Here is a 15008-nt window from a genome sequence, read left to right on the forward strand (position 1 = left end):
TGCGGTGCTATTTTCCCGGGCAGATTGGCACTGCTGTCTTGCGATGGGTTCCGCAGGGAGTGCAGAGGGCGTTGCGCCACGCCCTCTGCTTGCTGGCCGTCAACACGGCCAGGGCTTTTAAGTCATGAAAGGTAGCATTCAAGTATGAGCCTTAATAAAGACTGTCCGACAAAATATCCTTCTGATTGAAGGTCATCAGTGAAAAATGTAGCCGAGGGGCCTTCGCTTAAATACGCCGTGTTCCTATCACCTGACTAACAATTTCACCATCAGTGACCCGTGTTGTAAGCGTCTCATCCCGATGCACCTGCTCTACAGATGTAACCGGGGCCTTGTCGCGAAAGGTAATGCTATATCCCCGCGCCAGGGTCGATAAAGGACTGACTGACTGCAGTAATTGCGCTGTGCTGGCCAACCGTTGTCTTTCGTTACGCAATTGCTTTTGCATCGCGCTGGTCAGCCGGTAATGCAGATTTTCTCGTTTATCGGTCAGCCTATTGAGAATGGTACTTGGATCGTTAAGGTACAGACGGCTGGTTAACTGGTCATGTTGTCTGCGTTTGCCGCTTATGATTGTATCCATGCGATGCGCCAGCGACAGATGCAGGCGGTCGACATGCTGAGATTGTGTCTGTAAACGATTGGACGGGTGGCAGGCTTTTAGCCGCTGCTGGAGCACACTGAGTTTGTTATGTTGCTGTCGGAAATTTGCCAGCCATGCACGATTAAGTGCATTTATTCTCTGGCCAATCGTATCCAGTATCGTGGTGCTGTCCATGCTGAGTAGCTCAGCCCCGGCTGAGGGGGTAGGCGCGCGCAGGTCGGCAACAAAATCAGCAATGGTCACGTCTATTTCATGGCCAACCGCACTCACGACAGGAAGCTTGCTTTGCCAGATTGCATACGCCAGGCGCTCATCGTTAAAACACCACAAATCTTCCAGCGATCCACCGCCGCGGGTTAAGAGTATGACATCAACCTCTTGTCGTGCGTTAGCTTTATCAAGTGCAGTGATCAACTGTGATGCTGCGGTTTCTCCCTGCACCATACTGGGATAAACAATAATCTGTGTCGCTGGACTGCGTCGCTTAAGCACCGTAAGTGCATCGTGCAGGGCCGCGCCGGTTGATGAGGTAATAATACCGATGCGGCGAATAAATGGCGGCAGGGCTTGTTTGGTATCACTGCTGAAGAGCCCTTCTGCACTAAGCTTTTGCTTCAGTGCCTCAAATTGTTGTTTAAGCTGGCCCTCACCATCACTTTCCAGGTGCTCTACGATGAGCTGATAGTCGCCACGAGGTTCGTACAATCCAACTGAGGCGCGAACCAGAACCTTGTCTCCCTCTTTAGGACGTTGGCGAACCGTGCGATTTGTATTTTTAAACATGGCAGCGCGCACCTGCGCTTTATTGTCTTTGAGGGTAAAGTACCAGTGACCGGATGCTGCGCAGACAAAATTTGACACTTCCGCCGAGAGCCATATCAGACCTATTTCGCCTTCCAGGATGGTTCTTGCCAGACGATTGAGCTTCGTCACAGAGAGAATTTGACGGCTTGTAGATGGGGTGGTGAATAGCATGAAAAAAATTTCTTATTGATTGAAGGCAAATACAGTTTACCTGAAAGTGAAAAAACACTACAATTGCGCCGCAATTAACCCTCGACTAAAAGGTGTTGTTGCATGCTCCGAATCGTTCAAGAAGCCCTGACTTTCGATGATGTGTTGCTGGTTCCCGGCCACTCAGAGGTTCTTCCACACACTGCGAACCTGCAGACTAAACTTACGCGCGATATCTCGCTCAATATCCCGATGATTTCTGCTGCCATGGATACGGTAACTGAAGCGCGTCTGGCTATAGCGCTGGCGCAAGAGGGTGGTATGGGGTTCATCCATAAAAATATGCAGGCTGAAGAGCAGGCCCGTCACGTTCGTGAAGTTAAAAAATACGAAAGTGGTGTGGTTTCTGACCCTGTAACTGTTTCTAAAGATACGCCCCTTGGCGAAGTTATTGGCCTGAGTAAGCAACTCGGGTATTCCGGCTTCCCCGTTACAGATGATCAGAACAACCTTATCGGCATCGTTACCGGCCGTGACATTCGTTTTGAAAACCGTCTGGAGCTGCCTGTTCATAAAGTGATGACCGGTAAAGACAAACTCGTCACTGTAAAAGAAGGCGCAAGCTCTGAGCAGGTACTGGAGCTGATGCATCACAACCGCATTGAGAAAATACTGGTCGTCGATGATGCATTTAAACTGACGGGCCTGATCACAGTAAAAGATTTCCAGAAAGCTGAAAGCAAGCCGAACGCCTGTAAAGATTCTTTGGGGCGTTTGCGCGTCGGTGCGGCTGTTGGTGTTGGCCCGGGTACCGATGAGCGTATTTCGCTATTGGTCGAGGCCGGTGTTGACGTGCTGTTGATTGATACCTCTCATGGTCATTCACAGGGCGTTATCGACCAGGTTAAAAAGGTGCGCCAGACCTATCCTGAGCTGCAGATTATTGCTGGTAACGTCGCCACGGCTGCCGGTGCCAAGGCCCTGGTCGAAGCGGGCGTTGATGGTGTGAAAGTGGGTATCGGTCCGGGCTCAATTTGTACCACTCGCATCGTTACCGGTGTGGGCGTGCCACAGATCAGTGCAGTATCTGATGCGGTAGACGCCTTAGAAGGTACAGGTGTTCCTATTATCGCCGATGGCGGTATTCGTTTTTCCGGTGATATTGCCAAAGCACTGGCTGCCGGCGCCAGCTGCGTTATGGTGGGCAGCATGTTGGCGGGGACTGAAGAGGCACCCGGTGAAGTTGAACTTTATCAGGGCCGTTATTTCAAATCCTATCGAGGCATGGGCTCGCTGGGCGCGATGAACCAGAAAAATGGCTCTTCAGATCGTTATTTCCAGGACCCGGCTAACGCTGAAAAATTGGTGCCTGAGGGTATTGAAGGCCGTGTGGCATATAAGGGTCCTATCGCTAACATCATCCATCAGCAAATGGGTGGCTTGCGCTCAGCAATGGGCCTGACTGGTTGTGCAACGATTGATATTTTGCGCAATGAAGCCAAATTCGTGAAAGTCACCTCTGCCGGTATGGGTGAATCACACGTGCATGATGTCAGCATCACTAAAGAAGCGCCTAACTACCGGTTAGGCTAACACTCTCTCGCTGTTTCTCAGGCTGGTTTCACCAGCCTGATTCATTTCTATTACGGGTAAAAATATGAGCAAAAATATTCATGACCAACGCATTCTAATACTGGATTTCGGTTCTCAGTATACGCAGCTGATAGCGCGCAGGGTGCGGGAGATTGGTGTTTATTGTGAGCTCTGGGCGTGGGACGTTACTGAAGAGCAAATTCGTGAATTTAATCCGCAGGGGATCATCCTGTCTGGCGGGCCTGAATCCGTTACCGAACTGGATTCACCCCGCGCACCAGATTATGTGTTTAATGCCGGTGTACCAGTACTTGGCGTATGCTACGGCATGCAGACAATGGCTGCTCAGTTAGGTGGCAGCGTGTTTGGCTCTAACAAACGCGAATTTGGTTACGCCCAGGTAGAAGTGCTTAAACCGTGCCCGCTGCTGGACAAAATTGAAGATCATATTGGTGCAAATGGTAATGCGCTGATGGATGTCTGGATGAGTCACGGCGATAAGGTAGAGTCTATTCCGCCAGGTTTCATCACGACTGCACATACACCTTCGTGTCCGCATGCAGCGATGTATAACGAAGAAAAGCAGTTCTACGGTGTGCAATTCCACCCTGAGGTCACACATACTCGTCAGGGCATGCGTTTGCTGACGCATTTCATCACAGACATCTGTCAGTGCGAAAAATTGTGGACCGCCGAGGCCATTATTGAAGATGCGGTGAGCCGCATCAAAGAAACAGTAGGCAAAGATCGGGTGATCCTGGGTCTGTCAGGTGGCGTTGACTCGTCGGTTGTGGCCATGCTGGTACACCGTGCTGTGGGTGAACAGCTTACCTGTGTATTTGTCGATAATGGTTTACTGCGCCTGAATGAAGGTCAACAGGTTATGGACATGTTTGGTGACCACTTCGGCCTGAATATCATCAAAGTGGATGCCGAAGATCGCTTTTTAGACGCACTGGAAGGCGTTGATGATCCGGAAGCAAAACGTAAGATTATCGGTAACCAGTTTGTTTACGTTTTTGATGAGGAAGCCAGCAAACAGGTAGACGCCAAATGGCTGGCACAGGGAACGATTTATCCGGATGTGATTGAGTCAGCCGGCTCGGCAACCGGTAAAGCGCATGTGATCAAGTCTCATCACAATGTGGGAGGACTGCCAGAAGACATGAAGATGGGGCTGGTTGAGCCGTTGCGTGAACTGTTCAAAGATGAAGTACGCAAAATTGGTCTTGAGCTGGGCTTGCCCTACGATATGCTTTATCGCCACCCGTTCCCTGGTCCGGGTCTGGGCGTGCGTGTTCTGGGTGAAGTGAAAAAGGAATATTGCGATCTGCTGCGTAAAGCAGATGCAATCTTTATTGAGGAGCTTCATGCCGCTGACTTGTATCATAAGGTCAGTCAGGCGTTTACCGTATTTCTACCGGTACGTTCTGTCGGGGTAATGGGCGATGCGCGTAAGTATGACTGGGTGGTATCACTGCGCGCGGTTGAGACCATCGACTTTATGACGGCGCACTGGGCGAACCTGCCTTACGACTTTTTAGGCCGGGTTTCGAACCGTATTATCAACGAGATAGATGGTATTTCACGTGTGGTTTACGATATTTCCGGTAAGCCGCCTGCGACGATTGAGTGGGAATAATCCGCTAACCCAAAGATTAGTAAATTCGGTCAATATGATGTGACCATGAAAAAAAAGCGCCTTATCGGCGCTTTTTTTATGCGATCAAACGTAACTGCACTGCGTAGAACATAGAGTATGTCATGATATTTACGCGTTGTTTTCATCATCTGAATTCCTCTATATCAACAAAGGACCCTATTTATGCTGGCTATTGGATACAAACAGGCTTCTCCTGAACTTCACGACAATGCACTGTCACTGATTAATATCGCTAAACCGACACCCGCCGGGCGCGACTTGCTGGTCAGGGTCTCAGCCGTGTCCGTTAATCCGGTGGATACCAAGATACGCAGTACGGCAGAACCTGAGGCCGATGAGTTTAAAATTCTTGGCTGGGATGCCGTGGGTATCGTAGAGGAAGTGGGGAGCGACTGTGATTTATTTAAACCCGGTGACCGCGTCTATTATGCCGGAGATATATCGCGTCCCGGTAGTAATGCTGAATATCAGTTGGTCGACGAGAGAATTGTTGGCCATGCCCCTTCCACGCTCACTGATGCACAGGCCGCAGCAATCCCCCTTACGGCACTTACCGCATGGGAGCTGTTGTTTAGCCGACTGGAGGTGCCAGCCAAAACCACTGATAAGGTGTTACTCATCGTAGGGGGCGCCGGCGGCGTGGGCTCGATGATGACCCAACTGGCCAAACAGCTGACGTCGCTGACTATTGTCAGTACCGCCTCAAGAGAAGAAACCATCGAGTGGGCGCAAAAAATGGGCGCCGATCATGTCATCAACCACCACAAACCACTTGCTGATGAGCTTAAGCGGATAGGGATTGCGCAGGTGGATTACGTAGCGAGTCTTACCCATACCGATTCACACTTTTCATCGCTCGTCGACATTCTGAAACCGCAAGGCAAGCTTGGATTGATAGATGATCCGCAGAGTCTGGATGTTACGGCGCTGAAGAAAAAAAGCCTCTCTTTGCACTGGGAGTTTATGTACACCCGGTCGTTGTTTAATACTGAGGATATCGCGCAGCAGCATCACATACTTAATCGGGTGGCGCGCCTGCTTGATGATAAAACATTGCAGACCACACTTGGTGAGCACCTGGGAAGTATCAGCGTCGAAAATCTTATTCACGCGCATAAGATACTTGAGTCGCATAAGGCCAGAGGAAAACTGGTACTGGAAGGTTTTGAAGAGGCCAAAGGGTAACAACAAAGCGCACTGGTTGAAGGCGCTCGTTGGCAGCGTCTTCAACATAGAGTGTCATTTTCTCCCACTGTAAAAAAATTGACATAAAAATAGCATTTAATACGGGTCTTGCTGTTTTTTTTACAGGGAAAACGCTGTGCAATATACCAGTATAAGTCGTCTGGTTATGACGCCCGTGTTAATGGCACTGATTATATTGGTGCTGCTAAACGCCGCCTCCATTTATAAATCCTTTTCGCTGCTGTCTCACTTCGACGATTTGGAAAATACGCTGGTCACATCAGAGCGCAGAGTAAATACCGCACTGTCCGCTTTTAAAACACAGGTTCAGGAGTGGAAGAACGTACTTCTGCGTGGTAGTGACGAAAAAGATCGCAAGAAATACTGGATCCGTTTTCAGCAACGTGAAGCGCAAATTACCCAAATACTTAGCGAGCTTCAGCGCAGCGACGCGATCAGTGACAAAGCAAAATCACATATAGCACGCTTTCTTGATGCTCACTCAACCATGGCGCAGAAATATCGCGAAGGGTATGCATTGTTCGTTGAGTCAGACTTCAACCCTCAGATCGGGGACATTGCAGTAAGGGGTATCGACCGTGAGCCGGCCCAGTTATTGGCCGAAATCGCGCAGGATATTGCAGTACAATCCCAATATGCCTACGGCAACCTCAAAACCAGCACCTCGCAAACCCTGTGGATGATTCTCATCGGAACAGTACTACTGAGTCTGGTTTGTGTTTTTTACGTGGTATATCGGTTAAGAAATCAGGTCATAAGGCCGGTTAAAAATATGGCTCAGTGTTTATCAGCCCTGGCCGGAAGTCGCTATGATTATCAGCTTGATTATCACAGTGAACACGAACTGGGCGTACTGGCGGACTCAACGCGCGCGCTGCAACAGAAACTGAGAACTTCCGTAGCCAGCCTTCAGGCTGCAGAGCAACAAATGGATGAGGCATTAGTAACCCTGACTGGCGTTAGTGAAGCGATTAAGCATGGCGCTGATGAGCAGCATGATTCCAGCCGCTCTCTTGAATCCAGCACTGATGCATTGCGCGGTATTGCGCAGAATCTGGTGACCATAACCAGTCAGGTTGCCATAGCCACAGAGCAGTCACAGCAGCTTGTTGGCCAGTGCTATAAAACGTTTGAGAAGGCCAATGAGGGTTTTCATCAACTGGCCCGAACGGTCAGCCACTCTGCCGCTACAGTCAATCAGTTACAAAGCCGCAGTGCTAATATCCTAAAAGTGGTGAATGTGATTAATGAAATCGCTGATCAAACCAACCTGCTAGCGCTCAATGCTGCTATTGAAGCGGCCCGGGCCGGTGAGCATGGCCGGGGGTTTGCCGTTGTGGCTGATGAGGTCCGTGCATTGGCAGCCAAAACGCAACAGTCGACGCGGGAAATTAACGATATTCTTAGCGCATTTGAGAGTGAATCACACAAAGCGGTGAATGTGATGGAGCAGGGTAAGGCGCTTTCAGACGCCAATGCTGAGGAGTCATCTGACGCGCTGCGCACACTCAACGAGGTGGTTGGGCACATCCGCGAAACCGCCAGTGTGGTTGAAGCGCTCAACAGTACTGCTGATGAGCAGGGCAGGGTACTTGCTGATGTCGAACGGGTTATTGCGCAGGTGGTGCGCTCTTCTGAGCATTATCATGCCCTCTCTCAGCGCAATGATATATCGACCAGCATGCAGGCGATGTCAGCGAATGTTGAAAAAGTCGTGGCAGCGTTGACCCGCTAGGCGGTTAGTGTCATCGTGTCAATATTCGTCTGATATGTCATTGGAGAGGATTTGACTGCTACGATCCCACTCATCTTTCATCCGGTTTACAGTCAGCTTTCATTGCCTGCCAGGCACCGGTTTCCTATCGATAAATATCAGGGGATATATGATGCGCTGCGCCTGCGCGGCGTATCGCAACAGGCATTCATTACCCCTGAACCGGTGACACCAGACATCCTCAATGATCATTTTTGTAACGAATACGTTTCGGCCCTCATTCACGGACAGCTTGATGCCAAAGCGATGCGGCGGATTGGCTTTCCCTGGTCACAGCAGCTGATTCGCCGTACGTTGCGAGCTGTGGGAGGCACTTGCGAAACAGCCAGACAAGCACTGCAACATGGCGTTGCGCTGAATTTAACCGGCGGCTATCACCATGCGTTTTTTGATGCAGGCTCGGGGTTTTGTCTATTTAACGATCTGTATGTTGCTGCGCGTCAGATGCAACAAAATCCGCAGGTGGATAATGTGCTTATCATTGATTGCGACGTGCACCAGGGCGATGGCACTGCGGCGCTGGCTGCACACAATCCGTCTATTTTTACCTTATCGCTTCATGGTGAGAAAAACTTTCCTTATCGCAAGCAAATCTCCGATCTGGATATCGGTTTACCCAAACACTGCAAAGACGATGAATATCTGACAACGCTGGAAGAAGCGCTACAGGTCGCTTTTCGCTGCTTTAATCCTGATGCGGTCATTTACGATGCGGGCGTCGATGTGCATATCAATGATGATTTAGGGCTATTGGATATTTCAACCGAAGGGGTGCTGGCCCGCGATTCGTTTGTATTTGAACTGTGTCGCGAAAAGGGGCTACCTGTGGCGGCTGTGATCGGGGGCGGTTATCAGCGCGATATTGCCGCTCTGGTAGATGTTCATCTCCAGTTGTACAAAGCCGCTGGCGTTATCAACCAGCCATCGGCTTACAGGAACATCAGCTGAAAGCCGATACCGACTCTTTCCTGAGAGCGATCGTAATCAATCAGCGAGTCACCGTAGCCGTTAAAGTACTGCACCAGCAATTCGTAGCGATCAGAGAGTGGATAGGTCAGGTTCAGCTCAATACTGCCGCGGTTAGTGTCAAAACTAAGATTATTGCGCAGACGGGCCAGAAGTTTGAAATTGGCAATCTTTGTGCCGTAGCCAAACTCAGCCCGGCCGTAATAGTCTTGGATATTAGGATTGTCATCACCGGAGGGGTCTTCAGGGCTGGCTTTTTCGTCCTCGGGAATTCGATACCAGGTTTTCAGATAATAGATGTCTTCGTAATCGGAAAATAGCATGGTGGCGTAGATGCGATTCCAACTGCGAGAGCGCAGTCCGCTCTGGCCGTTTGACATGTGGTTGAATCCAACCTGAAATGCATTGAAATCATAGCCAAGAAAAGTAATGTCAGCTTCCTGCTGATAAAAAACCTCCGGCTCGTAATTGGTTTCCCTGAACGGTTTAGAGACTTCACTGTTATAAAGTTGCCAAAACGAGGTCAGCGTAAAGCCAACATAAACGCCGTCGACGGATTCTTCCTCCAGATAAACCGGTAACTTAACGCTGACCTGAAATTTCGCTTCCTTATTGTCGACGTTATCAATGGTGAGCTCTTCATTACCCAGCGCGTTTGGATTAGTGACATACGTAAGCGGTAAAACAAAGTTGGGGTGATGCTGTGTTATTACGAACAGGTTATCCAGCGCTTTTCGGTCGGCTTTGAAGCGCGTACTCAGAATGCTGGGCGCATCCTTAGCCACTTCAGTTTCTTCGGTAGTGCCCGAATTTTTTTGTTGGGCGTGAGTCAACGCAGCACTTAAACTCAGTGCAACGCACAACCAGGTGCGCAGAGCAAATTTCACAGTCGTTATCCTTTAGCTTTACAGCGACAGGGCGAGTCCTTCAGCAGAAGCAAAGAGGCGCAGTTCAGATTCGGCCGCTTCAATGTAGGTCTGGCAATGCGAGACGACTTCGTCTATATCATCATCAGTCCGCTCGGGATCATGACTATACAATGCCACACTTTTAGCGTTGCACGCCATAGCAAGCTTCACCGCTTCTTCAGCCACCGAGTGTCCCCACCCCAATTTTCCCGGCATATCGGAAATCATATATTGCGCATCGTGAATGATGAGATCGGCGTTTCGGGAAAACTCCACAAAAGATAAAAAATCCGTCTCTTTTTTGTAAGGGGGATACAGTTCATTATCTGTCATGTAAACCACCTTCGCGCCATCGGCAACGATAGCATAAGCGCTGCCTTTACCTGGGTGATTCATCGGCAGCCGTGAGATAGTGGCTGACCCGATGTTCCAGGTTTCAGTGGTGTCATCCAATATGTTTAGCGAAATACTCGATTTTAGCGCTGCTGCGGGGACCGGAAAAACCGACCCTTCCATCTGACGCAGAATCTGGTCATGTTCAGGCAGGTTAGTTTGTCCGGGCGTAATGATAATCTCACGACCTTCCTGATAAATTGGCGCAAAGAAAGGAAAACCCTGAATGTGGTCCCAGTGATTATGCGTCAGTAAAAGGTGGACCGGTGAGGTTTTGTCAGCAAGCTGATTGCCCAGGGCGCGAATGCCGGTGCCTGCATCCAGCACGATGTCGGTGCCATCAGCCAGTTGCACGTGGACACATGCGGTATTGCCGCCATAGCGAACAAAGTCTTTTCCTGGTGTGGGAATTGAGCCTCGCACACCATAAAAAGTTACCTGCATGTCTCCTCCTGCCTGCGTCAGTGTATGACGCACCTTTGTATTAAGCGCCGGCTATCTGTTACAGCGCCGCAATAAAATCGGCAGCGGCGTCGATATCCAATAGTTGCTTTTCACCGGTACGGCGATGTTTGTATTCGATTTGCTGATTGTCCAGATTTCTCTCACCAATCACAATACTGTGAGGTATGCCAATCAATTCCATGTCATTAAACATCACACCCGGACGCTCCTTACGATCGTCAAACAGCACATCAATACCCATGCCTGTCAGTTTGTCGTAAAGTGCCTCTGCGGTCTCTTTGATGCGCTGAGACTTATGCATATTCATTGGGATAAGAGCAACCTTAAATGGCGCAATAGGATCTGGCCAGATCACACCAAACTTGTCGTGATTCTGTTCAATGGCTGCAGCCACAATACGTGAAACGCCAATGCCGTAACAGCCCATGGTAAGCAACTGATGCTTGCCGCTCTCACTCAGCACACCGCAATTCATCGCCTTTGAATATTTGTCGCCCAATTGGAAAATGTGGCCGACTTCAATGCCTCGTTTAATTTCAAGCACGCCCTGGCCGTCCGGAGAGGGATCGCCGGCTACAACATTTCTGATGTCCGCTTGCTCCGGTACACGTGACCAGTTAGCAAACGTTTTCAGTTTGCCACTTTCGCCCGCGCCGGTAACAAAATCAGCCATGGCCGCAGCGCTGTAATCAACAAATGTAGTGACAGGCAAATTGGTCGCATCAGCAAACTGTGCAGCGCAACCCAGTATTGCTTTCGCTTTTTCATCACTGGCCTTAACCAAAGGCACGGCAACGCCGGGCAGTTTCTCTGCTTTTACATCATTAAGCGCATGATCGGCGCGAAGCACCAAGGCTACCCAGGATTCAGCCGATGATTCTTCTTCCTGATGTCCCTGAACCAATGTCACACGAAGCATCTGTGCTTCTGATAACGCGGCTGAGGCAGCCAGTTCGCTAACTGTTTCTCCCTTCACGGCGAGGGTTTCACCGGTTTCGCCAGACGGGGAAGCTGCTGTTTCGGGTTTTGCAGCAGGCGCCATCTCTACGTTTGCCGCATAATCAGATTCTGTAGAGAACGCGATATCATCTTCACCTGAGGCTGCAAGCACATGGAACTCATGCGATACGCTGCCCCCGATTGCACCGGAGTCCGCGATAACGGCACGAAAATCCAGACCCAGGCGAGTAAAGATCGCAGAGTAAGCGGTATACATTTTCTCATAGGTTGCCGCTAAACTTTCTTCATCCAAATGAAAGCTGTAGGCATCCTTCATCGTAAACTCGCGTCCGCGCATAATGCCGAAGCGGGGGCGAACCTCATCACGGAATTTAGTCTGAATTTGATAAAGGTTGATAGGTAGCTGCTTATAGCTACTGATTTCGTTGCGAACCAGCGCTGTAATAACCTCTTCATGCGTAGGACCAAGCACAAAATCACGGGAGTGACGATCTTTAACCCGCAACAATTCAGGGCCGTACTCTTCCCAGCGGCCTGACTCTTCCCATAAGTCAGCGGGCTGAACGACAGGCATAAGCACTTCCACAGCACCGGCCTTATCCATTTCTTCACGCACAATAGCGGCGACTTTGTTTAATACCTTCAACCCGGACGGCAGCCAGGTATACAGCCCAGAGGCAAGCTTTCTGATCATGCCTGCTCGGATCATAAGCTGGTGGCTGATAACTTCTGCCTCGGCAGGGGTTTCTTTCTGAGTGGAAAGTAGGTATTGGCTTGTGCGCATTGTTAGGCGTTTCATCCTTTGAGATTTTCAAAACGCGCGTAGTTTAGCAGTATAGAAATAAGCAAAAAAGCAAATTCTCCGACGTACCGCCTCAAAGCAGCGACAGAACCTCAATCTGCCCATTTTTCACCTGCCAGGAAACGTCAAAATCGTACAGCTTTACTTTGTAAATTTTATCGTCATTCTCGGTAGATTGCCGGTACGCAGGGCGGGGATCCTGATGCAAGACCGCCTCAATGAGATCAGCGGCATCGGGATGTTTTTTCATTACCGGTATTAACTGGTCGCGTGCAGTAGGGCAAAAACACACCGGTCGACGGGGAATGGGGGCATAGGCATCAAGGTTATCCCGCGCACCGTCAATGCTGTCCGCGTATCGTATATACGGTTTGATATCGATAATCGGGGTACCATCCAGCAAATCTACGCCGCTGACATGTAATTGCAAGTGACCGTCGCTTTGACTAACTCCTCTGTTTTTGACCACAGACATGCCAATTGAATTAGGCCGATGGGTGCTGCGCGACGCAAAAACGCCCAGTGTTGCATTGCCACCCAGACGCGGTGCTTTAACCGCGGGTTTCCAGCCCCGCGCGGCGGTTTCGTGAAAAATAAATAACAGCCACAGGTGACTGTAATTTTCCAACCCCTTGAACGACCGCGGGTCATCAAAGTCGTTGGCAAGTGTAATCTTCCCTTTAGCATCAGCCAGGTTTGGCTGGCGGGGAATTGCGAATTTTTGCTTAAAAGGCGTTGAAATTGTCGCAATCGGAGAGATGCAATAACCGGAATTCATGGCGTACTGTTACTGACTGTCATCAAATTTACATAATTATACAGTACGTTATGCATCGCGGGTGTGCCAGTTAATATCATTGACTGTCCCTGGAATCCCATCACTTGTTTTCGCCTGCCCTGTCCGGGCAGGCATTTTTCCTTTTGAATTCCTCTTTAGCACGTTTGCCTCATCTGTTAATGCACGTAAATAAAATGCTAGGATTGATTTTTTTTGATTAAGCCTTATTAATAGTGCGCCGCATAACTTTGAGGCTGCGCAAAAGTGATGGTAGCAGGACAACCATGATCTCAGTGAAAAATCTCTGTAAGTCGTTTGGCAACTTTGTTGCGGTTAACGATTTATCCTTCGACGTCAATCCGGGTGACATTGTCGGGTTTCTGGGCCCGAATGGTGCGGGTAAGTCGACTACCATGAAGATGCTGACCGGGTTTCTGACACCCACCTCCGGGCACGTTCGCATCGATGGGCGGCGGGTGTCGAAAAATACCACGCAGCTACAAAAACTGATTGGTTATTTGCCAGAAGGAGCGCCGGCATATGATGAAATGACGGTGTATCAGTTTTTGCACTTTATTGCCGATGTGCGCGGCATGACGAAAAAAGAAAAAATGGCGGGGTTAAGCCAGGTCATTGATCAAATTGAATTACATGATGTGCTGGATCAGCCTATAGAAACCTTGTCGAAAGGTTTTAAACGACGGGTAGGTCTGGCGCAGGCAATCATTCATAACCCGCAAATACTGATTCTGGATGAGCCAACAGATGGCTTGGATCCAAACCAGAAACAGCATGTCAGAAACCTGATTACCAGCTTATCGAAAGATAAAATTGTTGTCATTTCCACACATATTCTTGAAGAGGTCAGTGCCGTTTGTAATCGGGTGATGATCATTGCTGCAGGCAGCAAAAGATTCGACGGAACGCCGCTGGAATTGCAGCAGCAGTCACGCTACTACCAGTCGGTCACCATTAAATTCAGTTATGCGGCGGATATTACCGGGTTGCTGGAAATCGACGGTGTTGACGACATGAAGGTCAATAAGCACACCGGTGAAGTGACCCTGTTTCCGGCAAAGGGACAGTTTATTCTGGGACCGGTCACCGAGTATATACATCATTACAAACTGCCGGTTGACAGACTGCACGTTGACCAGGGCCGACTTGATGATGTCTTCATGCAAATAACGTCTTAGGGGGCAGAATGAACGCTATATTCTTTATCGCCCGCCGTGAATTTGCTGCATTTTTTGCAACACCCATTGCATATGTTTTTATTGCAATATTTTTGATTCTCAGCGGTATTTTTACTTTCTTTGTCGGTGACTTTTACGAACGAAGTCAGGCCGACTTAACGCCTTTTTTCAATTACCATCCCTGGTTGTACTTATTTTTAGTACCGGCCATCGCCATGAGAAGCTGGGCCGAAGAGCGTCGCTCCGGCACCATTGAGCTTTTAATGACGTTACCCGTTACTTCTGTGCAAGTCACACTGGGTAAGTTTTTTGCTGCATGGCTGGTGCTCTTACTGGCGCTGTTGCTGACATTTCCAATCTGGTGGACAGTCAATTACCTGGGGGAGCCGGACAACGGCATCATTCTGGCCGCCTACACAGGCAGTTGGTTGATGGCGGGGGCGTTTTTAGCCATCAGCATGTGCATGTCAGCGTTAACAAAGAATCAGGTGATTGCATTTGTACTGGCGATTCTGGTGTGCTTCCTGTTTGTGGTAAGCGGGTCCGGCATCGTGCTGGATGCCTTTGAAAAATGGGCTGCCCCCGGCGTTCTGGATACCATCGCGTCTTTCAGTTTTCTGAATCACTTCGACACCATGGCCAAAGGGGTGCTGGCCTTAAACGATATTCTCTTTTTTATGGTTGTGATTGGTATCTGGCTTTATGCCGGATTACTGATTATTGAGCAAAAAAAGGCGGTGTGAGAA

General features: G+C 49.5%; 12 protein-coding genes. 7 read left to right on the forward strand and 5 right to left on the reverse strand.

What is annotated here, in order from left to right; translation table 11 throughout:
* Positions 1-226: 226 nt before the first annotated feature.
* Positions 227-1579 (reverse strand): exodeoxyribonuclease VII large subunit, encoded by a 1353-nt coding sequence (gene xseA, locus HHX48_RS16065; protein WP_191026358.1) that lies wholly within the window; start codon positions 1577-1579, stop codon positions 227-229.
* Between the two features lie 102 nt (positions 1580-1681).
* Here xseA and guaB point away from each other — a divergent pair, with 102 nt between their 5' ends.
* The 5 genes from guaB to HHX48_RS16090 all read left to right on the forward strand — a co-directional run bounded on the left by guaB (position 1682) and on the right by HHX48_RS16090 (position 8742).
* Positions 1682-3151 (forward strand): IMP dehydrogenase, encoded by a 1470-nt coding sequence (gene guaB / locus HHX48_RS16070; protein ID WP_191026359.1) that lies wholly within the window; start codon positions 1682-1684, stop codon positions 3149-3151.
* A 64-nt stretch (positions 3152-3215) separates the two neighbouring features.
* Positions 3216-4793, forward strand: coding sequence for a glutamine-hydrolyzing GMP synthase (gene guaA, locus HHX48_RS16075; protein ID WP_191026360.1), 1578 nt, complete (start codon positions 3216-3218; stop codon positions 4791-4793).
* A gap of 183 nt (positions 4794-4976) precedes the next feature.
* Entirely contained in the window at positions 4977-5999 is a 1023-nt protein-coding gene (locus HHX48_RS16080; protein ID WP_191026361.1) for a zinc-binding alcohol dehydrogenase family protein, read from the forward strand.
* A 136-nt stretch (positions 6000-6135) separates the two neighbouring features.
* The gene (locus HHX48_RS16085) at positions 6136-7755 is read left to right on the forward strand and encodes a methyl-accepting chemotaxis protein (protein WP_317983514.1); all 1620 of its coding nucleotides are present in this window, start codon (positions 6136-6138) and stop codon (positions 7753-7755) included.
* Between the two features lie 51 nt (positions 7756-7806).
* Positions 7807-8742 carry a histone deacetylase family protein gene (locus tag HHX48_RS16090; protein WP_191026362.1) on the forward strand — a complete coding sequence of 312 codons (936 nt, stop codon included), beginning with the start codon at positions 7807-7809 and terminating at the stop codon, positions 8740-8742.
* On the opposite strand, the gene HHX48_RS16095 is transcribed toward HHX48_RS16090, so the two are convergent.
* The 4 genes from HHX48_RS16095 to tsaA form a co-directional block, all read right to left on the reverse strand.
* On the reverse strand, positions 8724-9647 hold the full coding sequence (locus HHX48_RS16095) for a phospholipase A (protein WP_191026363.1): 924 nt from the start codon (positions 9645-9647) through the stop codon (positions 8724-8726). The two genes, HHX48_RS16090 and HHX48_RS16095, sit on opposite strands and share 19 nt — an antisense overlap.
* Positions 9648-9665: 18 nt before the next feature.
* Positions 9666-10505, reverse strand: a complete 840-nt coding sequence (locus HHX48_RS16100) for an MBL fold metallo-hydrolase (RefSeq protein ID WP_191026364.1) — start codon at positions 10503-10505, stop codon at positions 9666-9668.
* Between the two features lie 58 nt (positions 10506-10563).
* Positions 10564-12270, reverse strand: coding sequence for a proline--tRNA ligase (locus HHX48_RS16105; protein ID WP_191026365.1), 1707 nt, complete (start codon positions 12268-12270; stop codon positions 10564-10566).
* Positions 12271-12361: 91 nt separating this feature from the next.
* Entirely contained in the window at positions 12362-13066 is a 705-nt protein-coding gene (gene tsaA / locus HHX48_RS16110) for a tRNA (N6-threonylcarbamoyladenosine(37)-N6)-methyltransferase TrmO (RefSeq protein ID WP_191026366.1), read from the reverse strand.
* Positions 13067-13350: 284 nt separating this feature from the next.
* Between tsaA and HHX48_RS16115 the strand changes: the two genes are divergently transcribed.
* Positions 13351-14262 carry an ABC transporter ATP-binding protein gene (locus HHX48_RS16115; protein ID WP_191026367.1) on the forward strand — a complete coding sequence of 304 codons (912 nt, stop codon included), beginning with the start codon at positions 13351-13353 and terminating at the stop codon, positions 14260-14262.
* 8 nt (positions 14263-14270) lie between these two features.
* Complete coding sequence (locus HHX48_RS16120) at positions 14271-15005, forward strand: ABC transporter permease (RefSeq protein ID WP_191026368.1); 735 nt, start codon at positions 14271-14273, stop codon at positions 15003-15005.
* The last annotated feature ends 3 nt before the right edge of the window (positions 15006-15008 follow it).

Source organism: Salinimonas profundi, from assembly GCF_014750655.1.
Taxonomy (GTDB): Bacteria; Pseudomonadota; Gammaproteobacteria; order Enterobacterales; family Alteromonadaceae; genus Alteromonas; species Alteromonas profundi_A.